Annotated in this window: 19 protein-coding genes; 7 read left to right on the top strand and 12 right to left on the bottom strand. The window is 68.1% G+C overall.

The window, feature by feature from the left end:
* Positions 1–82: 82 nt before the first annotated feature.
* Genes IT184_03390 through recN form a run of 3 tightly spaced genes read right to left on the bottom strand, consistent with a single transcriptional unit; the run spans position 83 to position 3,587 of the window.
* Positions 83–565 carry a bifunctional nuclease family protein gene (locus IT184_03390; GenBank protein MCC7007836.1) on the bottom strand — a complete coding sequence of 161 codons (483 nt, stop codon included), beginning with the start codon at positions 563–565 and terminating at the stop codon, positions 83–85.
* Between the two features lie 9 nt (positions 566–574).
* The gene (gene miaB / locus IT184_03385; GenBank protein MCC7007835.1) at positions 575–1,867 is read right to left on the bottom strand and encodes a tRNA (N6-isopentenyl adenosine(37)-C2)-methylthiotransferase MiaB; all 1,293 of its coding nucleotides are present in this window, start codon (positions 1,865–1,867) and stop codon (positions 575–577) included.
* A 28-nt stretch (positions 1,868–1,895) separates the two neighbouring features.
* On the bottom strand, positions 1,896–3,587 hold the full coding sequence (gene recN, locus IT184_03380; GenBank protein ID MCC7007834.1) for a DNA repair protein RecN: 1,692 nt from the start codon (positions 3,585–3,587) through the stop codon (positions 1,896–1,898).
* Positions 3,588–3,700: 113 nt separating this feature from the next.
* On the opposite strand from recN, the gene IT184_03375 reads away from it, so the two are divergent.
* Genes IT184_03375 through IT184_03345 form a run of 7 tightly spaced genes read left to right on the top strand, consistent with a single transcriptional unit; the run spans position 3,701 to position 9,084 of the window.
* A complete protein-coding gene (locus tag IT184_03375) occupies positions 3,701–4,462 on the top strand; it encodes a MotA/TolQ/ExbB proton channel family protein (protein ID MCC7007833.1) in 762 nt (253 codons plus the stop codon).
* A gap of 26 nt (positions 4,463–4,488) precedes the next feature.
* Entirely contained in the window at positions 4,489–4,959 is a 471-nt protein-coding gene (locus IT184_03370; GenBank protein MCC7007832.1) for a biopolymer transporter ExbD, read from the top strand.
* Positions 4,956–5,717 (top strand): TonB family protein, encoded by a 762-nt coding sequence (locus IT184_03365; GenBank protein ID MCC7007831.1) that lies wholly within the window; start codon positions 4,956–4,958, stop codon positions 5,715–5,717. The genes IT184_03370 and IT184_03365 overlap by 4 nt, the downstream gene beginning before the upstream one ends.
* A complete protein-coding gene (locus IT184_03360) occupies positions 5,717–7,123 on the top strand; it encodes a PD40 domain-containing protein (protein MCC7007830.1) in 1,407 nt (468 codons plus the stop codon). The genes IT184_03365 and IT184_03360 overlap by 1 nt, the downstream gene beginning before the upstream one ends.
* 19 nt (positions 7,124–7,142) lie before the next feature.
* A complete protein-coding gene (gene pal, locus IT184_03355; GenBank protein ID MCC7007829.1) occupies positions 7,143–7,733 on the top strand; it encodes a peptidoglycan-associated lipoprotein Pal in 591 nt (196 codons plus the stop codon).
* Positions 7,734–7,745: 12 nt separating this feature from the next.
* A complete protein-coding gene (gene ybgF, locus IT184_03350) occupies positions 7,746–8,600 on the top strand; it encodes a tol-pal system protein YbgF (protein ID MCC7007828.1) in 855 nt (284 codons plus the stop codon).
* Positions 8,601–8,631: 31 nt separating this feature from the next.
* The gene (locus IT184_03345; GenBank protein ID MCC7007827.1) at positions 8,632–9,084 is read left to right on the top strand and encodes a single-stranded DNA-binding protein; all 453 of its coding nucleotides are present in this window, start codon (positions 8,632–8,634) and stop codon (positions 9,082–9,084) included.
* Between the two features lie 84 nt (positions 9,085–9,168).
* Here the strand turns inward: IT184_03345 and IT184_03340 are convergent, their stop codons facing one another.
* The 9 genes from IT184_03340 to dnaE are packed head-to-tail and all read right to left on the bottom strand — an operon-like array spanning position 9,169 to position 21,623.
* Positions 9,169–9,522 (bottom strand): cupin domain-containing protein, encoded by a 354-nt coding sequence (locus tag IT184_03340; GenBank protein ID MCC7007826.1) that lies wholly within the window; start codon positions 9,520–9,522, stop codon positions 9,169–9,171.
* Positions 9,523–9,550: 28 nt separating this feature from the next.
* Positions 9,551–10,501, bottom strand: coding sequence for an RNase adapter RapZ (gene rapZ / locus IT184_03335; GenBank protein ID MCC7007825.1), 951 nt, complete (start codon positions 10,499–10,501; stop codon positions 9,551–9,553).
* A gap of 1 nt (position 10,502) precedes the next feature.
* Positions 10,503–11,048 (bottom strand): HPF/RaiA family ribosome-associated protein, encoded by a 546-nt coding sequence (locus tag IT184_03330; protein ID MCC7007824.1) that lies wholly within the window; start codon positions 11,046–11,048, stop codon positions 10,503–10,505.
* A gap of 21 nt (positions 11,049–11,069) precedes the next feature.
* On the bottom strand, positions 11,070–12,497 hold the full coding sequence (gene rpoN, locus IT184_03325; GenBank protein ID MCC7007823.1) for an RNA polymerase factor sigma-54: 1,428 nt from the start codon (positions 12,495–12,497) through the stop codon (positions 11,070–11,072).
* Between the two features lie 29 nt (positions 12,498–12,526).
* Positions 12,527–13,258 (bottom strand): LPS export ABC transporter ATP-binding protein, encoded by a 732-nt coding sequence (gene lptB / locus IT184_03320; GenBank protein MCC7007822.1) that lies wholly within the window; start codon positions 13,256–13,258, stop codon positions 12,527–12,529.
* Positions 13,258–15,393 carry a hypothetical protein gene (locus IT184_03315; protein ID MCC7007821.1) on the bottom strand — a complete coding sequence of 712 codons (2,136 nt, stop codon included), beginning with the start codon at positions 15,391–15,393 and terminating at the stop codon, positions 13,258–13,260. Before IT184_03315 ends, lptB begins: the two co-directional genes overlap by 1 nt.
* Positions 15,390–17,126, bottom strand: a complete 1,737-nt coding sequence (gene recJ, locus IT184_03310; protein ID MCC7007820.1) for a single-stranded-DNA-specific exonuclease RecJ — start codon at positions 17,124–17,126, stop codon at positions 15,390–15,392. The genes IT184_03315 and recJ overlap by 4 nt, the downstream gene beginning before the upstream one ends.
* On the bottom strand, positions 17,126–18,112 hold the full coding sequence (locus IT184_03305; GenBank protein ID MCC7007819.1) for an acetyl-CoA carboxylase carboxyltransferase subunit alpha: 987 nt from the start codon (positions 18,110–18,112) through the stop codon (positions 17,126–17,128). The genes recJ and IT184_03305 overlap by 1 nt, the downstream gene beginning before the upstream one ends.
* Positions 18,113–18,128: 16 nt before the next feature.
* Positions 18,129–21,623, bottom strand: a complete 3,495-nt coding sequence (gene dnaE / locus IT184_03300; protein ID MCC7007818.1) for a DNA polymerase III subunit alpha — start codon at positions 21,621–21,623, stop codon at positions 18,129–18,131.
* Position 21,624 lies beyond the last annotated feature (1 nt).

The raw sequence follows: 21,624 nt of genomic DNA, 5'->3' as shown, positions 1-21,624 counted from the left end.
CAGTGCCTTCTGACGGTCGGATAAGGAGGGTCGAAGCAGGGCCATTGTAGGAAGGCGCTTGGGGTCTGTCAAGAAAACAGCACTACATCTTGTAGCCCAGGTCCTCCGGATCGAGGCTTTCGAGCCATCGCTGCAACTGCTCGTGGTCGGCGCGCTCGGACGAAACGTCGACGCTCCTCACCTGATCCAGAACCTTCGCGTGGACGAAGAGCCTGGCCTTGGCGCGCATCGCCAGCGCGATCGCGTCGCTCGGCCTCGCGTCGATGTAGAGCCGCTCGCCGTCCCGCTCGAGCTCCAAATACGCGAAGAACGTCGCGCCGCGCAGGTCGGCGATGACGACACGCTGGAGCGTGGCGCCGAGATCGCCGATCACATCGCGCAAGAGATCGTGGGTCATCGGCCGCGCCGGAGCCGTGTTTTCGATTTGCAGGGCGATCGCGTTGGCTTCGACCGGGCCGACCCAGATTGGCAGAACCCGCTCGCCGGCTGCGTCGCGGAGGATGACGATCGGCACGTTCTGGACCGGATCGATCATCAGCCCTTTGATGAACATCTCGTGCAACATGACCAAACCTCAGACTGCTGAACCCATAGCCTCGCCGCGCAGGCCATAGGGGGTCGACGCGGTGATGCGAACGTCGACGATGCGCCCGAGCCAATCGCTGGGGCCGCTGAAGGTGACGACCGCGTTGCCGGACGTGCGGCCGCCCAGCTCGCCCGGGCGCTTGTCGGAGATGGTGTCGACGAGGACCCGATGTCGGCGACCGACATGGCGCGCGAAGCCTTCGGTCTGTATCTCGCGCTGCAGGGCCTGCAGCACCATGATCCGACGCGTCTTCTCCGCTTCCGGCACGTCGTCCGGCATCCGCTTCGAGGCGAGCGTGTTCGGCCGCACCGAGTACTTGAACGAGAAGATCGCCTGATACCGAACTCGACGGACGAGATCCAGGGTCAGGTCGAAGTCTTCGTCGGTTTCGCCGGGGAAGCCGACGATGAGGTCGGTGGACAGGTCGATATCGGGGATGGCAGCCCTGGCGGAGTCGACCCACGAAAGGTAGTCGGCGCGGGTGTGCCGGCGACGCATGCGCTCGAGGATTCGATCCGAACCGGATTGCACGGGCAGGTGCAGGTGCTTGCACACGGCGGGCAGGTCGCGCAGCGTGGCGATCAGCCTTGGCGTGACGTGCCGGGGATGAGGGCTGGCAAAGCGCACCCGGTCGATACCCGCGACGGCGCTCACGCGCCGGAGGAGCTCAGGGAAGTCGCAGTCAGGATCGTCGGGCGCCCGGTAGTGGTTGACGATCTGGCCCAGCAACACGACCTCGACACGGCCAGAACTGGCCGCCTCCTCGACTTCGGCGACGATGTCGTGGACCGGACGCATGCGCTCATGTCCCCTCGTGTACGGCACGACGCAGAAGGCGCAGTACTCGTTACAGCCCTCGATGACCGTCACGAGCGCGCGGACCGGGTCGCCGCGGCGGACGACGCCCAGCGGGAAGGAAACATCGGTTTCGAGATCCGGCCTCACTGAGGCGCGGCCGGCGTCGCGCACCTGGCGAAGCACATCCGGCACGGCGTCGAGCTGCTGCGGACCCATGACCACGTCGACGAACGGTGCCCGAGCCTGAATGCGTGCACCTTCCTGCTGGGCGACGCACCCGGTGACGGCGATAGTCGGCTTGGTGCCTCGCGCCTCGGCGGCGTGTTTGATGCCTCCGAGCGCGGCGTACAGCTTGTCCTCCGCCCGTTCACGTACGCTGCAGGTATTGACAACGACGAGATCGGCGGAGGCGAGATCGGACGAAGGCTCGTAGCCGTCGCGTTCGAGCAGCCCGGACAGGCGCTCGGAATCGTGGACGTTCATCTGACAACCGAACGTCTCGATGAAGTACCTACGCGCCACGCTTCTGCCCTTTCGCTTTCGCCCGGTCGACTTTCGCTTTTGACTTGTCTTCGCTTTCGCCTCTGGCCGCGATGAGCTCCCGCGCGGACGACAGCAGACGGGGCGACACCTCGGCACCCGCGATCATCCGCGCGATCTCGAGCTCTCGTCCCTGCCGGTCGAGCCTGGTCACGGTGGTCGTCGTCCTGCCGTGGCGGACCTGCTTGGCGATCTGGAAATGCGTCCCAGCCCGCGCGGCAATCTGGGGCAGGTGCGTGATGCAGAGCACCTGATGGCGCTCGCCGAGCGCCTGCAGCCTCGCACCGACGGCATCGGCGGCCGCGCCACCGATCCCGGCATCGACCTCGTCGAATACGAGCGTGCGGCCGCCTGGACTGCTGTCGACGAGGACGCGAAGGGCGAGCATGATGCGCGACAGCTCACCGCCGGATGCAATGCGCGCCAGCGGCCGCGGCTCCTCGCCGGGATTCGCCGACAGAAACAGCTCGACCTTGTCCATCCCGGTCTCGGCCCAGTGATCCTCGCGATCCACGGTGCTCACCCGCACGTGCACGCGCGATTGAGGCATCGCGAGATCGGCGAGCGCGCGCTCGAGGGCGCTTCCGAGCGCAACCGCGGCTTCACGTCTCGCCGCGGAGAACGATCCGGCGGCGGTTCGGAAGGCGGCCGCCGCGGCGGTCGCGTTCGCCTCGAGCTCCGCGACGCGGCCCTCTCCGGCGCCGAGTGCCGTCAGCTCGTCGGCCAGTGCCTCCCTGCGCCGCAGCACGTCGTCGAGCGTCGGCCCGTACTTGCGCTTCAGCCGTTCGAGCGCCGCCAGCCGGTCCTCCACGGCCTGCAGACGATCGGGCGACGTGTCGAGGTCCGACGCATAGGAGCGCAAGAAGAACGCGAGATCTTCCAGGCTCGACTTCAGCGCCGCGCGCTCGTCGAGGTACTTCGCAAACCGCGGATCATAGGCGGCGAGATCGGCCAGCCGTTTCCAGACGAGGGCCAGCGAGGACAACGCGGCCGATTCCCCCTCGTAGAGCGCCGAGTATGCCTCGGCCGACAGGCGTGCCAGCCGATCGGCGTTCGCGAGCATCACCTGCTCGGCGCTCAGATCGTCATCTTCCGATGCCTTCGGTGCTGCGCGATCGATTTCCTGGAGCTGGAACGCAGCCACGTCGGTCCGCGCACGCTTCTCGCGATCATCGAGCCGCGATCGATCGAGCGCAGACGAAGCCTGACGCCACGCCGCGAAGGTCGTCGCCGCCGCGGCGGTCAGGTCGGGGCGGCCGAGGAACGCGTCGAGGTACCCGAGGTGTTCCGCAGGATCGAGCAGCGTCTGATGCTCGTGCTGCCCATGGAGATCGACGAACTGCTGGCCGAGCTCCTTCAACGCCGCCGACGTCGCGAGCGCGTCATCGATGAATGCGCGGCTGCGGCCCTGGCTGGAGACCTCGCGGCGCACGATGAGCTCCCGGCCATCCGGCCGCTCGAAGACGGCCTGAACCGTCGCGGTGTCCTCGCCGGTGCGGACGAGATCGGCGCTGGCGCGTCCTCCGACCAGCAGATCGATGGCTTCGACGAGCACCGACTTGCCTGCTCCCGTCTCGCCGGTCAGCAGGTTGAGGCCGGATTCGAACTCCACTTCGAGGCGATCGATCACCGCCAGGTGGCGGACGCTCAGGAAGCGAAGCATGTCGAAACCGGAACTCCCATGATATCAGACCTTTGACAGCCCTCGGCCGAAGTGCTACCCTCTCGAAGTCCGCGCTGTTCCCAGCGGCGCAATCACCACGTGAAGTGGAGGGCGTGTTGCGCGTGCTTGGATTGTTGATCCTGGCCCTGCAGGATCAAGGCGTCCCAAACCCGGCCGAAGCGGCTCCCCGAACCGACATCATCTCACTCGTCGCGAACGCCGACTGGATGGTGAAGGTCGTCCTCGCGACGCTGCTGCTGTTCTCCGCCATCTCGTGGGGCATCGTGGTGTTCAAGCAGCGGCAGCTTCGCCGCGCGACGGCACAGACCACGAAGTTCCTCGAAGTGTTCCGCAAGAGCTCTCGATTCTCGGAAGTGCAAGCCGTGTGCCCCAGCCTTCCGGCGAGCCCGCTCGTCGGGCTGTTCCAGTCGGGCTATGCGGAACTGAACGCGCAGTTGCGCGGCGCCCCGGAAGCCGGCCGGCCGGCCGAGAGCACGTCGCGTCCAACATTGAAGAGCCTCGACGCCGTCGATCGTGCCCTGCTGCGCGCATCGGCGGCCGAGATCTCCAAGCTCGAGTACCGCGTGTCGTTTCTCGCAACGACGGCGTCGATCACGCCGTACATCGGTCTGTTCGGCACCGTGTGGGGCATCATGACCGCGTTCCAGGGTATCGCCGGGGCGGGTTCAACGAGCCTGGCGGTGGTGTCCCAGCCGATTTCCGAAGCCCTCGTCGCCACCGGCGCCGGGTTGTTCGCGGCCATTCCGGCCGTCTACTTCTACAACGACATCACGAGCTCCGTGAAGAAGTTCGCCAACGAGATGGACGACTTCTCCATGGAGTTCCTGACCATCGCCGAGCGGAACTTCAAGTAACGCGGCCGGCTGCGGTAGGACCGATCATGCCCAGACTCGAGCCGATGGTCACGAGCGCCTCCCGGGGCGGACGGCGCGCGCGCGGGGCCCGCGTCTCGACCGCGCTCGCCGAGATCAACGTGGTGCCGCTCGTCGACGTCATGCTGGTGCTCCTCGTGATCTTCATGGTCGCGGCACCGATGATGCAGCAGGGGTTTCCCGTGAACCTGCCGCAGTCACGGCAATCTCGCGCCGTCACCGCTCCCATCACCGTCACGGTGCCGCGAAGCTTCCGGACCGATCGGCGCGTGCAGATCGGCGACGAGTTCGTCAGCTTCAACGTCCTCGCGGAGCGCATCCGTCAGGCCATCGACGCCCGCGGATCGAAACGCGTCATCGTCGCTGGAGACGGCGCGCTGACGCTGTCCGACCTGTCGATGGTGCTCGACGAGCTGAACGCCGGCGGCGTGGAGAACGCCAGCATCCAGACACAGCCGGCCACGAGCGACACCCGATGAACACGGCCGCACATCCGGCGCTCCGTCCGTCCCCTCAGGACATTCGAGGCCTGAACCGGATGCTCGGCTGGTCGATTGCCGTTCACGTCGGGATCGTGCTCGCGCTCGTCTTTCTGCCACGAGACTGGATCGCGGCGCCCCCGAAGCAGCCGTTGACCATCACCCTCGGCGGCACGCCGGGTCCGCGGTCCACCGGCACGACGAGCATCGGCGGGCGCACCGTCGAGCAGGCCGCGCCGCCACCGCGGCGGGCCGAACCCGTGCGCCCGACTCCCCCGGCCCCGCCGGCCATCGTCCCCAAGCCAACGCCGCCAGCCACGAAGCCGTCTGAGACTCGGAAGCCCGAACCGGTACCGGCGCGTCCGCCGACGACCGGTCAGCAGGTGACGCAGGGCAACACCCCTGTCGATACCGGGGCGCGCGGGCAGGGGGCTGGCCTGACGTTCGGTGGTGGCGGAACCGGCGGCGAGACCGACTTGAGCAGTTTCTGCTGTCCGGAGTACCTGCAGCTCTTGATTGGCAAGGTCTACGAGACCTGGCGCAAGGACCAGCCTGAACGTGGCACGGCGGAAGTCCGATTCACCATCGACCGCGGCGGACGCGTCTCGAGCGTGGAGGTCGCCAGGAGCAGCGGCAGCAGCATCCTCGATCGGATCTCGAGAGCGGCCATCACGGACCTCCCTCCATTGCCGCTGCCGCCGGCCTACACTGGCAGCGTGCTCACGATTCGCATGGTGTTTCCCTACGAGGGGCGTTGATGAAAGCGAGACTTCCACTCCGCGTGACTGCAGCGGTGGCCGTGCTCGGCGGCACGGTGGTCGCCTTGGCTCGTCCCAACGACGTTGCGCTGTCGCCCGTGCCGCTCGGACAGAACCAGCAGTCCGAGGTGACGATCGTGATGTCGAACCCGGCCTATCACCCGCGCGTCGGGGTGCCGGACTTCCTCAGCACGACGAACGACGCCGAATTGGCCACGATCAGCCGGACCATCGCGGACGTGCTCTGGAGGGATCTGCAGTTCGAGCGCGAGTTCTACATGATCCCGCGCGCCTCCTCCACATCGATCCCGTCGACGCCGCCCGAAGCGATTCCCTACGAGCGCTGGGCGGAGCTCGGCGCCGACGCCGTGCTCCACGGCAGCGTCTCCCGTAACGGCGCTGATCTCGTGGTCGACATCCGGCTGATCACCGTCAAGGGCGACGCCCGCGGCCGGCAGACGTTCGGCGCGCGGTATCCGAACTGCCGCGCGCAGAACCCGCGCGGCTGCGCCCATGCCATCGCCGACGACGTGCACAAACAGGTCCGCGGCCTGGACGGCGTCGCCCGCACCAAGATCGCGTTCGCCTCCGACCGCCATGGCAGCCGCGTGGCGGGGCGCCCGAGCCAGACGGCCGCCGCCAGCAAGGAGATCTACATCTCGGACTACGACGGCGCGAACCCGATGCGCGTGACCGTCAACGGATCGCTGAACTGCTGCCCGGCCTGGTCAGCGGCTGGCAACCTTCTCTCGTACGTGTCGTGGCAATCTGGCCTGCCGGACATCTACGTGGCCAATCTCGCGCAGCCTGGCCGTCCGGCCCGGCCTACGGCGTCGAACGTGGCCACGTCCAACTGGACGCCGGCGTGGTCGCCCGACGGCACACGGCTCGCCTTTGCTTCCCCTCGCTCGGGCAACGTCGAGATCTACGTCGTCAATCGGGACGGCACGGGACTCCAGAACATCACGAACAGCCCGTCCAGTGACGACGGGGCGCCGACGTGGTCGCCGAACGGCGCACAGATCGCCTTCACGTCGAACCGCGCCGGCGTCAATCAGCTCTACATCATGAACGCCACCGGAACCGGCGTGCAGCGGATCGTCTCGGAGCAGGTCGATCGTCCGACGTGGTCGTCGTTGAACTTCATCGCCTTCACGGTGGGGGCCGGGCCGGGGCACGACGTCGCCATCTACGACTTCGCGAATCCCGGCGTGAAGGTGCTCACCGACGGCGTCGGATCGAACGAGAGCCCGGCAGTCGCTCCCAACGGACGGCACATCGCGTTCGTCACGACGCGCTGGGGACGTCAGCACATCGCCACGATCGATCGCACGGGCGAGAACCTGCGACAGGTCACCGAGGCCGGCAACAACACCTATCCGAACTGGCAGCCGATCTCCCGATGACCGGGCGAAGGACAGCATCATGAGTGCGTCGAGCCCGAAATTCCTGGCGGTCGTCCTGATCGCTCTCGCGGCGGCCTGCGGCGGCAAACGTCAGCCTGCCACCACCGCAGCGCCGCCGTCGGCTCCCGCCGCGTTTCCCTCCGCCGGACCGGTGCCGCCCGCGCCCGGCCCGCCGCCAGCGGTCTCACCCGTGCCCCTGGCCGATACGCCGATCGCCTCGACGCCGCTCCTGCCGTGGGATGCGCAGCCGCTCGACGTGATCAACGGTCCTGATTCTCCGCTCAAGGCAGTGTTGTTCAAATACGACAGCGACGAGCTGACGCCGGAGGCCAAACAGGCGCTCGAAACCAACGCGGCGCTCCTGAAGACCTATCCCACCTGGGTCGTCACGATCGAAGGCCACTGTGATGAACGCGGCACGGCCGAATACAATCTGGCGCTGGGGGATCGGCGGGCGCTGGCGGCCAAGACCTATCTCGTGTCGCTCGGCGTCGGTCCGGATCGGATCCGCACGGTGAGCTACGGCAACGAGTTTCCGTTCGATCCCGGCCACACCGAATCCGCCTGGTCGCAGAACCGGCGAGCGCATTTCATGCTGACGTCGAAGTAGGAAGGACGCGACATGCGAACACGAGTGCTTGTTCTCGCCGTGCTGTTGTGCCTCCCGGTGCCCGGCGGGGCCCAGAGCCGCCAGGACCAGCAGATGAGCGCAGACCTGCGGATCCTGCAGGAGCAGGTCGCCAGGCTGCAGTTGGCCAACAATCAGCAGGCCGAGCAGTTGCGGGCGCTCGCGAAACGCCTCGACGACCAGGCGGCGGCCGGCCAGAAGCAGTTCGCCGACCTGCAGGTGCTCATCAACAACGTGTCCACGACCGTCAACACGGTCCGCGAGAAACTCGACGACAACAGCGTACGCGTGACACAGCTCATGCAGGAGCTGCCGTCGCTGCGAACGGGTCTGACGTCGGTGGCCGAACAGCTCAACACCCTCGTCAGCCTCCTTCAACCGCCTCCGCCGATCGTCAACCCGGACGGATCGCCCGCGCCCGGCGTGCCTTCATCGTCGAGCGCGCTCGGCACCGCGCGCGTTCCGGAATCACCGACGCGGCTGTTCGACGCGGCGAAGGCCGATTACGTCAGCAACCGCATCGACAGCGCGATCGAAGGCTTCACCGAATTCGTCGAGAAGTTTCCGGACGCGCCGCAGGCGGCCGAGGCGCAGTTCTGGATCGGCGAGTCGTATCGGCAGAAGCGCGCGCTGAAAGAGGCGATCGCGGCGTACGACAAGCTCATCGGCACGTACAAGACGGCGCCGGAAGTGCCCGAGGCGCAGTACATGAAGGGGCTGTGCTACCTCGAGCTCGGGCAGCGCACCGAGGCGCGACGGCTGTTCGAGCTCATCGTGAAGCAGTATCCGGGCACGTCCGCCGCGGCGCTCGCCCAGCAGAAGCTCGTCGCGCCGGCGAGCGGACGCTAGCCATCAGACCGTTTCAGGAGCAGACACCCTCATGGGCAGTGTGAACAAGGCAATCCTCGTGGGCAACCTCGGCCGCGACGCCGAGATGCGCTTCACCGCCGGCGGCACGCCGGTCGCGACCGTGAGTCTGGCCACGACGGAGCGCTACACGGATCGGGAAGGCCAGAAGAAAGAGGACACCCAGTGGCATCGCGTCGTCATCTGGGGAAAGACGGCCGAGTCGCTCCACGAGTACCTGACGAAGGGCAAGCAGATCTACGTCGAGGGGCGGATTCAGACGCGCGAGTGGACCGACAAGGACGGCAAGCAGGCACGCACGACCGAGATCCGCGCAGACCGCGTCGTGCTGCTCAGCAGCGGTGGGGGCGGCACGGGCGGCGGCATGGGCCGCGGATCGCGCGAGCGTCAGCACGGTGGTGCGACGGCCGATCACGAGCCGGAAGCGCCGATCGACGCGCCGAGCGACGACGACATTCCCTTCTAGCATCGGGATATCGGATCATCGCATCGAAGGATCGGGACATCGGATCGTCGACATCCCGATGATCCGGTGCCCCGCTGATTCGACTTATCGGTCGCCCCTGCCGTAACGATCCTCGAGCCGAACGACGTCGTCGAGTTCGGGCGTGGAGACCTCGAACACGTCGCAGTCCTCGATCGCCGTCATGCGGTGGATCGTCGGCGGCGTGACGTGCACGCAGTCGCCGGGCGACATCTCCCGTCTGGTCAGCGTCCCGTTCACGTCGAGCTCGAACAGCATCCTGCCGGACCAGAGGTAGATCGTCTCGTCCTTCACGTTGTGGTACTGCAGGCTCAGGGCGTGCCCCTTGTCGATGTGGATGATCTTGCCGACATAGCGGTCGGTCTTCGCCCAGCGCAGCTCGTAGCCCCACGGCTTCTCGACCCGTACGACATTGTCCATCTCCGGCTCCTGTGAATCGATGGCGGCGTCAGCTCTCGTCGACGTCGCGGTGCCGCACGCGAAACTGCGTGCCGCGCAGATGCTTGAGCCGCCCGACGATCGCCTCGGCGATCGCGACCGATCGGTGGCGGCCGCCGGTGCACCCGACGGCGATCGTGAGGTAGGCCTTGCCCTCGTGGATGTACTGCGGAATCAGGAATCGCAGCAGGTCGACCGTGAGCCGCAGGAACCGGCGGCTTTGCGGCGTCTCGAGCACGTACTGCCTCACGCCGGCATGACGGCCGGTGCGCGGCCGCAGCGCCCGCACGAAGTGCGGGTTCGGCAGGAAACGCACGTCGAAGACGAGATCGGCATCCTCGGGCACACCGTGGCGGAACCCGAAGCTCAGCACCGTGACGACGAGCGGCGAGATCGTGCGCGTGCCGCCGACCGTTTCCCGGATCCGGCGTCGCAGCTCGTGGACGGTGAGGCTGCTCGTGTCGAGCACCTGGTCGGCGAGCCGGCGAATCGGCTCGAGCAGGCGGCGCTCTTCCGCGAGGCCCTCGGCTACGGTCCGGTTGAGCGCCAACGGATGCGGGCGGCGCGTCTCGCTGAAGCGGCGCAAGAGCGCGCTCTCGGCCGCGTCGAGGAACACGAGCCGCACGGCGCCTGGGGCCGAACGCTTCAGTTGGCGGTAGAGCGCCGGGAACCTCGAGAGGCCCTGGCCCTCGCGGACATCGATGACGACCGCCGCGCGCCGTTCGCCTTCGGGCGCGTGCAGCGTCAGGTCCGCGAACGTCGGCACGAGTGCAACCGGCAGGTTGTCGACGCAGAGATAACCGAGGTCCTCGAGCGCACGGATGGCGTGAGACTTGCCCGCGCCAGACAGGCCGGTCACGACCACGAACGACGCGCGCGGCCCGGCCGCCTTGGGCGACGGGCGGCGTCTGGCGATTGCCGGCGCCCGCCGGCGGGTCGCGGCGGTCGCTGCCCGGGCCATATCAGACGCCGGTCGTCTCGATCAGTCCGAACGCGCCGTCTGCACGGCGGAAGAGCACGGCGAGGCTGTCGGACGTCGCGTGACGGAACACGAGCACCGGCGCCTGGCTCGACGCCAGCTCGAGCGCCGCGTCCGCGACGGTCAGCGGCCGCGCGGTGTAGCCGCGCGAGCGGACGACCTTCGGCACGGTCACCGGCGGCAACGCCGGCTCAGGCGCCGGCTTCTCGGCCACCGGCTGCGCGGTGCGATCACGACGCTTGGCCTTCCAGCGCTCCGTGAGCCGCCTGGCTTGGGGCACGAGCTTGTCCACGGCGGCGGCCGCGGCGCCGACGACGAGCGCGTGGCGGCCGACCGCGTGCAGCCGGTGGCCTCCGCGCGCGTGCACGCTCAGCTCGCAGACGACCATCTGCCGCTCCTGCAGGAGCACGCAGGTCGCGGACACGGCGTTGTCGTTCAGCACGCGCTCGAGCGCGCGCATCTTCTGACGGATTTCTGTCCGGGCGGGCTCGGACACCTTCAGGTGCCGGCCGGTAATCGTGAACGTCATGTGTCTGCCGCTGCGGGTCGATCAGTAGAGCATCTTGCGCTGATTGGACGTCGGGATCTTCAGTTCCTCGCGGTACTTGGCGATGGTGCGGCGCGCCAGCACGAGCCCCTCCTTCTGCAGGATGCTCATGATCTTCGAGTCGCTCAGCGGACGGCGGACGTCCTCGGCGCCGACGATCTTCTTGATGCGCTGCTTGATCGTGACCGACGACACGTTCTCGCCGTAGGAGCTGCTGATCCCGCTGTGGAAGAAGAACTTCAGCTCGTACACGCCCTGCGGCGTGTGCATGTACTTGTTGTTCACGACGCGCGAGACGGTCGATTCGTGCATGCCGATGTCGTTCGCCACGTCGCGCAGCACCAGCGGGCGGAGGTGCTCGATGCCGTGGTCGAGGAACGCGCGCTGGAAGTTGATGAGGCTCGTCGCGACCTTGAGAATCGTCTTCTGCCGCTGGTCCACGGACTTCAGGAGCCACAGCGCCGCACGGAACTTGTCCTTCACGTAGGCCCGCGTCTCGTCGGAGACTTCCCCGCCCTTGTCGAGCAGCCGGCGGTAGACCGGGCTGATCCGCAACTGCGGGAGGCCGTCCTCGTTCAGCACGGCACGATACCCGTCGTCGGTCTTGATGACGTAGACGTCCGGAATCACGTACTGCGAGTCGGTCGGACTGTAGCGGGATCCCGGCTTCGGATCGAGCCGCTTGATGACCTCGATGTGCTGTTTGACTTCCTCCGGCTCCATGCCGAGCACGCGCGCGAGCTCCGGGATCTTGTGATTCTGCAGGAGACGGAGATGGTCCCGGATGATGGTTTCGACCGGCGAGCCGGCGAGACCGAGGTGCTTGATCTGCAGCAGCAGACACTCTTGCAGATCGCGCGCGCCCACGCCAACCGGATCGAACGCCTGCACGTGCTCGAGCGCGCGTTCCACGGCGGCGGCGTCCCAGTCGCCGAGCGCGGCAATCTCGTTGACCGACGCCACCAGATAGCCGTCGTCGTCGATGTTGCCGACGATCGCCGTGCCGATCTCGCGAATCTCGGGATCGCTCGCCTGCAGGCTGAGCTGCCACATCAGATGATCGGCCAGCGAGCCCTTGCTCGACAGCGTGTTCTCGATCGGCGGCAGCTCTTTGACTTCCTGCGGCTGCCGCGGCCGATAGCCGTCGTCGAGGTACTCACCGAAGAAGTACTCGTAGTCCTGGTCGTCCCACGGGTCGTCTTTCCGCTCGTCCTTCTTCTCCGGCTCGGGCTGATCGGCGGCCGTTTGCAGGTCCTGCGCGGGATCCTCGACCGGCACCTCTTCGAGGAGCGGATTCTCGGTCATCTCCTGGTTCAGCAGCTCGGACAGCTCGATCGTCGTCATCGGCAGCAGCTTGATCGCCTGCTGCAGCGACGGCGTCAGGATGAGCTTCTGAACGAGCCGCGCGTGGAGTTTCTGCTGAATCGCCATGGATGCCGTTCGTCGGTGTCAGCTCAATCTTAGTCCAGCCGGAATTCCGCTCCGAGGTAAATTCTCTTCACGTCCTCGTCGGCGGCCAGGCCCGACGGGGTCCCGCTCCTGAAGATCACGCCGTCGTGAACGATGTACGCCCGATCGGTCATCTTCAGCGTCTCACGCACGTTGTGATCCGTCACGAGGACGCCGATGCCCCGGTCCTTGAGATGTACCACAATCTTCTGGATGTCGGCGACGGCGATGGGATCGATGCCGGCGAACGGCTCGTCGAGCAGGATGAACTTCGGCCGGTTGACGAGCGCGCGGGTGATCTCGACGCGCCGGCGCTCGCCACCCGAGAGCGTGTAGGCCTTGGCGCGCGCGAGCGGCGTCAAGCCCAGTTCCTGCAGCAGTTCCTTGAGCCGCGCTTGCCGCGTCGCGGCGTCGAGCGGCAGCGTCTCCAGGATCGCCAGGATGTTCTCCTGGACCGTCAACCCTCGGAAGACGGACGGCTCCTGCGGCAGGTACCCGATGCCCTTGCGCGCGCGCACGTACATCGGATCGGCCGTGACGTCCTGCCCGTCGAGGAGCACGCGGCCCGCGTCGGGTCCGGTCAGCCCGACGACCATGGCGAACGTCGTCGTCTTGCCGGCGCCGTTCGGGCCGAGCAGGCCGACGACTTCGCCCGACGACAGCTCGAGGTCCACGTTCCGCACGACCGTACGGCCGCCGTACGACTTGGTCAGGCCTTCAGTCCTGAGCGTCGATGCCGACATCACTTGCCGGCCGCCAGAAAGGCCGGACAGGCCTGCTTGGACGTGGACGTCGCCCCCGCGGGATTGTCGGCGACCGGGAACTCCGGCGCGCGGACGTCACGGCCGATGCGCACGAAGTTGCCGGTCTGGCTCGTACAGGTGCCGTCCGCATCGCGCGTCCACAACGTCAGCGGCTTGCCCCACAGCCGATAGACGTCGGCGACCGCGTCGTAGAGCAGCCGATCGCCCAGCGCCTGCCGCCCCTGCTCGACGCTCGTCCGAACGTTGCCGGTCGCCTCCAGCCGCTCGAGCGTGCGCCCCTCCCCGGTCAGCGTCAGCACGATCTCCGCCGCCACGGTCTCGTCCTCGTGGCTCTTGAGTGTGGCCGGCGCGCCGGTATACGTCACCGTACGCTTCTCGTCCTCGTAATGAAAAGTGGCCGCCGTCGCGCGATAACGCGTCGAGGTCGTCGACGTGCCGCTCGCGATCGCGAATACCGACTCGACCTGCCCTGTCGCGCTGAGATCCTGGGCGGGCTGAAGGAAGACGATGTCCCGGCCGAGGACGAAGCTGTCGTCGCTCTGCTTGAGTTGCGCGCGGGCCGCAGCGTCGCCCGCGTAGCGAAATCGCTCGGCGCCGGCCTCGTACCAGAACTCTGCACCGGTCCCGTAGAGCGGCTGGCTCGCGTCGAACATGGCGCTGCGACGTCCAGCCCCGGCGCTCCGGCTCACCGTCGTCACACCGCGCCTGGCATAGAGGTCGTTCGAGTCCAGATCGACGACGATGCGCTCGAGCGCTTCGACGATGACCTGACCGTCCTCCACGCGCGCCCGGCGGCCGGACGCGCCGCCGGGCCGCAGCTCCAACTCCGCCTGGCCGGCGCGATACTCGCCGATATCGGCCGTGCCGGTCATGTTCTGGCTCTTGAACGTCACGTCCCGCTCGAAGAGCGCCGCGTCGATCATGTCGAGCTGCCCCTTGACGGCGAGCGACAACCGCTGCGAACGTCCGGTACGCCGGGAAGCCGGCCGCCCTGCCGTCGCGCCCGCTGACTCGGTGAACTCCACGCCTCCGTCGAAGACCGCGGCGGTCAATCCGGCCTGATCGCTGCCCGACGCGGCGAGCGTTGCGCCCGTGATGGTGCGGCCCGCATTCGTCGCCGAGGGCGGCAGCGTCACCGAGACACGCTGCGACGCGTCGAGGCGCGTCAGCGTCGCGCCGTCTGGCGCCATCCTGAAGCTGATTTCCTCGCCGCGGATCACGCGCGTCCCTTGACCGCCACGCTGCGTCATCACGGCCTGCCGATGGAGCGCACCGCGCCGCAATGCGGTCCCGTCTTCATGGAAATCGAGCTCGAGATCCTGGGCTTGTAGATCCGGCATGTCGGACGTCCGGCCCGGCACCGGCTGCACGCGCGCATGACCTCGAAGCTCGATCGTCCGAAGCTGTTGCTGGCCGTCAGCCAGATAGACGGTGGCTCGATCCGCCGTCAGCGTCTCGGACTCCCGCCCGATGCGCGCCCGTTGTTCCAGCAGCAGCGTGCTGCCCCCCGCGACGACCGTGATCGTGCCGGCCGAGGCGTCGATGGGCGTGCCGCCGCCCTCGGGCGCGATCGTCAGCGACGCCTCGGCCAGCAGCTTGAAGGCGCCCGCATTGCGTTCGTACGTGCCGCCTCTGCCACGTCCCGTCATGCGGCCGCGCGTGATCGTGGCCGGTCCGGGGATGGACGCCATCCCGTTCGTGTCGTCATACGTGCCGGCATCGCCTTCGAGCGCCGCGCCGTCCGGCGAGCGGAATCGCACATCCCCCTCGGCCGTGAAGACCGACGGCTGCTCGCGATTCGCACCAGCGAACGTGCCCTTCACGCGGCGGGCGGTCAGGCTCGCGCCGTCTTCGAGCTCGAGCGCGAAGTCGTCCCACTCCATCCGGTCGTCGTAGCGGCGGACCTGCCCGTACTCCAGCCGCGCCACGAGCCGATTCCCCTCGTGACGCACGGTCTCGCCCGCGCCCGACTGGTAGCTCGCGGCCGGATCGGCAGGCGTCGTCGACGCCTGCGGCGCAACGGCCGGCCGGTCCTTCGTCAGCAGGACGATGGCAGCCGCCGTGCCGAGGCCGATGACGGCGACGATCACGCGCGCCGGCTTCTGCCACCTCACGCGGGCGCTCCGAAGGGCACGCGCACGTCGGCGACCGTCAGCTCGGTGACGCGCTCGCCTCGATACTCGCTCTCGTCCAGCGAGTACGCGAGCTCGAGGCCGTACCGGTTGGTGGAGAGGTAGTCCTCGCGATCCGCCGCTCGCCAGGCGATCGCGCGAAACGCGCGCCCGTCCTGCTTGACGAAGAGCGACAAGTGGCGGTCCTTCAGACGCCGAGGCGGCGCGACCAGATCGACCGGCGCCGCGCGAAACACCGGCTTCGGATTCGCCGCGCCGAACGGGCCGAGACGGCCGAGCGCGCGCACGACCTCGCCCGAGATGTCCCGCAGCCGCAACGGCGCGTCGATGCGAAGACGAGGCACGAGGTCCTCCGGGCTCAGACGAGCGTTCGCCATCGCGCACAGCCGCATCCGCAGCTCGTCGATGCGGTCGGCGTCGAGCGTCACGCCGGCCGCCTGTCGATGGCCGCCATAGCGGACGAACAGATCGGCGCAGGCATCGAGGCTGCCGAGCAGGTCGAAGGTGGGGATGCTGCGGGCCGATCCCACGGCCACGCCCTGATCGATCGACAGCACGAGCGTCGGCTTGTGATACAGCTCCGCAAGCTTCGACGCCACGATCCCGATGACCCCACGATGCCACTGATGGCCGGCGACGACCAGGAGGTTCTGGCCGCCGAGCGACGGATCGCCGTCGATGGCACGACGGGCGTCCGCCAGGATCGCGGCTTCCTGCTCCTGTCGAGCCGTGTTCTCCTCCGACAACCGGCGTGCGAGCTCCCGCGCGCGTTTCCGGGTGTCATCGTCCCGCCCGCGCAAGAGCAGCAGGTCCACGGCGAGGTCGGGAGACTGCATGCGGCCGGCGGCGTTCAGCCGCGGCGCGAGCATGAAGCCGACATGAAAGCTGTCGAGCGCGCGGCCGGCCAGACCGCTCTCCTCGAGCAGCGCTTCGAGGCCCGCGCTGTGCCGCCCGGCCGACAGGCTCCGCAAGCCGCAGCTCGCGATGATCCGGTTCTCGCCGACGAGCGGCACCACGTCCGCCATGGTGCCGATGGCGGCGACCTTGACGAAGTGCGGCAGCACGTCTGTCCCGCGCCCGCTGGCCAGCAGCAACCCCTGCACGACCTTGAGCGCGACGCCGGCGCCGGCCAGGTGCTTGTCGGGGTACGAACAGTCCGATCGCTTCGGATTGAGGATCGCGAGCGCCGGCGGCAGGGCCTCACCCGGCTCGTGATGATCGGTGATGATGAGGTCGAGCCCCAGATCACGGGCACGCGCAGCAGCCTCGGCCGCCCGAATGCCGCAGTCCACCGACACGATGAGGCGGGCGCCCGCCGCGTGCAGCCGGTCGATCGTCGCCGACTGCAGCCCATAGCCATCTCGATGACGATTGGGCACGAAGTGCACGACGTCGGCGCCGACGAGCTCGAGCGCGCGGCGCAGGATCACGGTGGCGGTCATGCCGTCGACGTCGTAGTCGCCGTGAATGCCGATGCGCTCACCGCGGGCGGCGGCACCGAGCAGCCGATCCACCGCCGCGCGCATGCCCGTCAGCCGGAACGGATCGTGGAGCTGGTCGAGCTCGGGATGCAGGAAGCGATGCGCCTCGGCCGGATCGTGGAAGCCGCGCTGACAGAGCAGCCGCGCGATGACCGCCGGCACGCCGATCGCGGCGGCCATCGTCAGGACGCGCTCGTCCTCGACGGGCACGTCTTCCCAGCGTCGCCGGAGCATCACTCCGCGCGGCGCGGCGACGCGCCGACGTCCTCGAACGCCTGGCCGAGCTGCCCCATCCGGCGGAACTTCGCATAGCGCGCGTCGAGCCGCTCGGCGGGCGTCAGATCGCCCAGCCGATCGAGCTCGGCCGCGACAGCGTCGCCCACGAGCGTCGCGGCGACGTCGTAGTCCTGGTGCGCGCCGCCCACCGGCTCCTCGACGATCCCATCGATGAGCCCGAGATCGAGCAGATCGGGCGCCGTGATCTTGAGGGCCTCGGCCGCTTCGACCTTCCGTGCGCTGTCCCGCCACAGGATCGCGGCGCAGCCCTCGGGCGGGATGACGCTGTAGATGCTGAACTCCTGCATGAGGATGCGATCGCCGACGGCCAGCCCCAAGGCGCCGCCGCTGCCCCCTTCGCCGATCACGACCACCACGATCGGCGTATCGAGCATCGCCATCTCACGAAGGTTGAGGGCGATGGCTTCGGCGACGCCGCGCTCTTCGGACTCGATGCCCGGATAGGCGGCCGGCGTGTCGACGAAGACGATCACCGGCCGGCGGAACTTCTCGGCGAGGCCGCAGAGCCGCAGCGCCTTGCGGTAGCCTTCGGGCTTCGCGTACCCGAAGTTCCTGACGATCTTCTGCTTCGTGTCCCGCCCCTTCTGATGGCCCATGACGGCGACGGGCGTCCCGCGGAACGTCCCGAGGCCGGTGACGATCGCCTTGTCGTCGCCGAAGCGCCGGTCGCCGTGCAGCTCGACGAACTCGGTGAAGAGCCGTTCGACGTAGTCGAGCATGCAGGGCCGATTCGGATGGCGCGCCACGAGGACGCGCTGCCAGGGCGCGAGCGACCGGAAGATCTCGGCGCGCAGCTCCTGCGCGCGCGCCTCCAGCCGCTCGATCGAGGCCAACCGGTCGCGCGTCTCCGGCATCCGACGCAGCGCCTCGACTTCCTTCAGGAGGAGGGCGACGGGCTCTTCGAAGTCGAGGGTCTCGGGCATCAGCGCGTCCGTCCTCTCACTTCAGCACGACCGCGCCGGCGCCGCAGATCGCCTCGACGTCGCGGACGAAGACATCGCTCGGCCGGATGCGCCGCGCCGTCGCCGCGCGGACGCGCAGCCTGCCCGGCTCGCCCTTGACGTCCACGACCACCGATACCCGCCGATCGCCTTGATGGCGCTCGAACACGTCGGCGAGCTCCCGCAGCCCGACGCGCTCCAGGCCCTTGCCCGCAAGCCGAATCTCGACTTCCTTCACCGTCCGCTCACGCACGAGGTCGAGCGGCACGATCTCGCTCACCACGAGCCGGCTCGACTCCTCGCCGCGCTCGTACTTCCCGCGCACGAGCAGCATGGCATCGTCGGCGACGAGGCCGCCGTAGCGGGTGAACGCCTCGGGAAACACGACGGCTTCCACCTTCGCCATGTCGTCCTCGAGCGAGAACACCGCCATCCGATCGCCCCGCTTGGTCTTCAGTTGGCGCAGGCCGGTGACGATGCCGGCGATGGCGCAGTCCGGCTCGGACTGGGTGAGCATCTCGAGCCGCCGTCCTCCGGCCGCGGCGATGGCCGCCGCGTATCGTTGCAGCGGGTGCCCGGAGAGGTACAAGCCGAGCGCTTCCTTCTCCGCCGCGAGCGCGTCGGTCTCGGTCCAGGGCGCCGCGGACGGCAGGGCCGTTTCGTCGAGGCTTCGGGCGTCCGCTGCCAGATCGCCGCCGAACAATTGGCTCTGCCCCTGATCGCGATCCCGCTGGTGCCGCGCGCCGTGGTCGAGGATGCGGTCCAGGCCCGCGATCAGCCTGGGCCGCCACGCGAGGTAGCCTTCGCGGCCGCCCGGCGACAACGAGTCGAACGCGCCGGCCTTCGTGAGCGCATCGAGCACCTTCTTGTTGACCGCGCGCAAATCGACCCGCTCGGCGAGCTCGAAGACTGAGCTGATCCGGCCGCCGAGCGCCTGTCGCGCCTCGAGGATCGACCGGATCGCGCCTTCTCCCGCGCCCTTGACGGCCCCGAGCCCGAATCGAACGCCTTCCGGCTCGACCGTGAAGGCCAGGCGGCTCGCGTTGATGTCCGGCGGCAGCACCGGGACGCCGAGCTCTCGGCACTCGGCCAAATAGAGGGCCACCTTGTCCGAGTTCTGCGATTCGATGGTGAGCAGCGCCGCCATGAAATGGCGCGGATAGTTCGCCTTCAGGTACGCCGTCTGGTAGGCGAGCAGCGCGTAGGTCGTCGAATGCGACTTGTTGAAGCCGTAGCCGGCGAAGAACTCGATGAACTCGAAGACCTTGGTCGCCTTCTTCTCGGGGATCTTCCGGTCGGCGCAGCCCTGCATGAAGCGATCGCGCTGCGCCTGCATCTTGGCGGCGTCCTTCTTGCCCATCGCGCGCCGCAGCTCGTCGGCTTCGCCGAGCGTGAAGCCGGCCAGCTCGCTGGCGAGGCGCATGACCTGCTCCTGGTAGGCGATGACGCCGTAGGTCTCCCGCAGCACGCCCTCCATCTGCGGCAGCTCGTACCTGATCTCGACCCGGCCGTGCTTGCGCGCGATGTAGTCGTCGACGACGCCGCCGCGCAGCGGGCCCGGCCGGTACAAGGCGTTCAATGCGATCAGATCCTCGAGGCACTGCGGCCTGGCCTTGCGCAGCGTGTCGCGCATGCCCGAGCTCTCGAACTGGAACACGCCGTGCGTCTGACCGTTCTGGAACAGTTGATAGGTCTTGGCGTCGTCGAGCGGGAGGTGGTCGAGATCCACCGTCACGCCGGTCGTTTCCTCGATGTGCTCGACGGCATCGTCGAGCAGCGTCAGCGTGCTGAGGCCGAGGAAGTCCATCTTCAGGAGACCGACGCGCTCGATCTCCTTCATCGCCCACTGGGTGGTGATCTCGCCCTCGTCCTTCTGGCTGCGATAGAGCGGGACGAACTCGGTGAGCGGCTTCGGGGCGATGACGACGCCCGCGGCGTGGACCGAGGCGTGACGCGTCATGCTCTCCAGGCGCTTCGCCACGGTCAGCAGCTCGCGCACCCGCGGGTCGCTCTTCTCGAGATCGGCGAGCGGCGGCGATTCCTTCAGCGCGAGATCCAGCGTCATGTCGAGCTGGCTCGGAATCAGGTTGGCGACGCGGTTGACCTCGGCAATCGGCATCTCGAGCACGCGGCCGACGTCGCGCACCGCGGCCTTGGCCTTCATCGTCCCGAACGTGATGATCTGGGCGACGTTCTCGCGGCCGTAGCGCTCGGTCACGTACTGAATGACCTCGCCCCGCCGCCGTTCGCAGAAGTCGATGTCGATATCGGGCAGCGTCACGCGCTCGGGATTCAGGAAGCGCTCGAAGTACAGGTCGAAGTGCAGCGGATCGACGTCGGTGATCCGCAGCGTGTAGGCGACCAGGCTGCCGGCGGCCGAGCCTCGGCCCGGACCGACCGGGATGCCACGTTCGCGCGCGTACCGGATGAAGTCCCAGACGATGAGGAAGTAGCCGGGGTAGCGCATCCGGCGGATCACGTCGATCTCGAAGGCGAGCCGCTGCTCGTACTCCGCCAGCGTGTGCCGCAGCTCGCCGCGCGCCTCGAGCGCACGCCACTGGGGCATGCGCGCCTCGAAGCCCTGGCGGACCACCTCCTCGAAATAGGAATCGACGGTGTAGCCGGGAGGGACCGCGAAGTTGGGCAAGTGGGCCTCGCCCTTGGGGAGCGTCACGTCGCACCGCTCGGCGATCCGCACCGTGTTCGTCAGCGCCTCCGGGTAGTCGCCGAACACCTGCCACATCTCGTCCGCGGTCTTCAGGAAGAACTGATCGCCGTGATAGCGCAGCCGCTTCTCGTCGCTCACGCTCTTGCCGGTGCCGATGCACAGCAGGATGTCGTGCGGATGCTGATCGCTCTGGCGGAGATAGTGCACGTCGTTCGTGCACACGAGCGGCATGCCGAGATCGCGCGCGATCGGCAGCAGGCCCGCATTGACGATGCGCTGCTCCTCGATGCCCTGATACTGCATCTCGAGGAAGAAGTTGCCGGGGCCGAGGATGTCGCGGAACGTCGCGGCGGCGCCGATGGCCTTGGCCGCCTGATCCGTGCGGATCCGCGTGGCGACTTCCCCCTTGAGACAACTGCTCAGGCCGATCAGCCCGCGCGAGTGCTGCGCGAGCAGATCCTTGTCGATGCGGGGCTTGTAGTAGAACCCGTCCATGTAGCCCGCCGATACCAGCTTGACGAGGTTGTGGAAGCCCTCGTTGGTCTCGGCGAGCAGCACGAGATGGTTCGCGGTCTCGCCCGGCGTGCCGGATCGATCCGTCCGGCTGCCCGGCGCGACGTACACTTCGCAGCCCAGAATCGGCTTGATGCCGCGCTTGCGCGCCGCATCGTGGAACACGACGGCCGAGAACATGTTGCCGTGCTCGGTGACGGCCACGGCGGGCATCTGCAGCTCGACAGCCCGATCGAGCATCTCGCCGATGCGGCAGGCGCCGTCGAGCAGCGAGTACTCGGTGTGCAGGTGGAGGTGGACGAACTCGCGCATC

This window comes from Acidobacteriota bacterium (assembly GCA_020853395.1).
In the GTDB taxonomy this organism is placed as follows: domain Bacteria; phylum Acidobacteriota; class Vicinamibacteria; order Vicinamibacterales; family SCN-69-37; genus JADYYY01.
This window is presented reverse-complemented; position numbering and strand designations above follow the sequence as displayed.

Bases quoted from the DNA above. Each gene is read 5' to 3' on its own strand.
- IT184_03370 (MCC7007832.1), top strand. From the start codon at position 4,489: ATGCCCAGACTCGAGCCGATGGTCACGAGCGCCTCCCGGGGCGGACGG.
- recJ (MCC7007820.1), bottom strand. From the start codon at position 17,126: ATGCTCCGGCGACGCTGGGAAGACGTGCCCGTCGAGGACGAGCGCGTC.
- rpoN (MCC7007823.1), bottom strand. From the start codon at position 12,497: ATGGCGATTCAGCAGAAACTCCACGCGCGGCTCGTTCAGAAGCTCATC.
- IT184_03345 (MCC7007827.1), top strand. From the start codon at position 8,632: ATGGGCAGTGTGAACAAGGCAATCCTCGTGGGCAACCTCGGCCGCGAC.
- miaB (MCC7007835.1), bottom strand. From the start codon at position 1,867: ATGAACGTCCACGATTCCGAGCGCCTGTCCGGGCTGCTCGAACGCGAC.
- IT184_03305 (MCC7007819.1), bottom strand. From the start codon at position 18,112: ATGCCCGAGACCCTCGACTTCGAAGAGCCCGTCGCCCTCCTCCTGAAG.
- IT184_03330 (MCC7007824.1), bottom strand. From the start codon at position 11,048: ATGACGTTCACGATTACCGGCCGGCACCTGAAGGTGTCCGAGCCCGCC.
- pal (MCC7007829.1), top strand. From the start codon at position 7,143: ATGAGTGCGTCGAGCCCGAAATTCCTGGCGGTCGTCCTGATCGCTCTC.
- ybgF (MCC7007828.1), top strand. From the start codon at position 7,746: ATGCGAACACGAGTGCTTGTTCTCGCCGTGCTGTTGTGCCTCCCGGTG.
- IT184_03340 (MCC7007826.1), bottom strand. From the start codon at position 9,522: ATGGACAATGTCGTACGGGTCGAGAAGCCGTGGGGCTACGAGCTGCGC.
- IT184_03390 (MCC7007836.1), bottom strand. From the start codon at position 565: ATGTTGCACGAGATGTTCATCAAAGGGCTGATGATCGATCCGGTCCAG.
- recN (MCC7007834.1), bottom strand. From the start codon at position 3,587: ATGCTTCGCTTCCTGAGCGTCCGCCACCTGGCGGTGATCGATCGCCTC.
- IT184_03360 (MCC7007830.1), top strand. From the start codon at position 5,717: ATGAAAGCGAGACTTCCACTCCGCGTGACTGCAGCGGTGGCCGTGCTC.
- lptB (MCC7007822.1), bottom strand. From the start codon at position 13,258: ATGTCGGCATCGACGCTCAGGACTGAAGGCCTGACCAAGTCGTACGGC.
- rapZ (MCC7007825.1), bottom strand. From the start codon at position 10,501: ATGGCCCGGGCAGCGACCGCCGCGACCCGCCGGCGGGCGCCGGCAATC.
- IT184_03365 (MCC7007831.1), top strand. From the start codon at position 4,956: ATGAACACGGCCGCACATCCGGCGCTCCGTCCGTCCCCTCAGGACATT.
- dnaE (MCC7007818.1), bottom strand. From the start codon at position 21,623: ATGCGCGAGTTCGTCCACCTCCACCTGCACACCGAGTACTCGCTGCTC.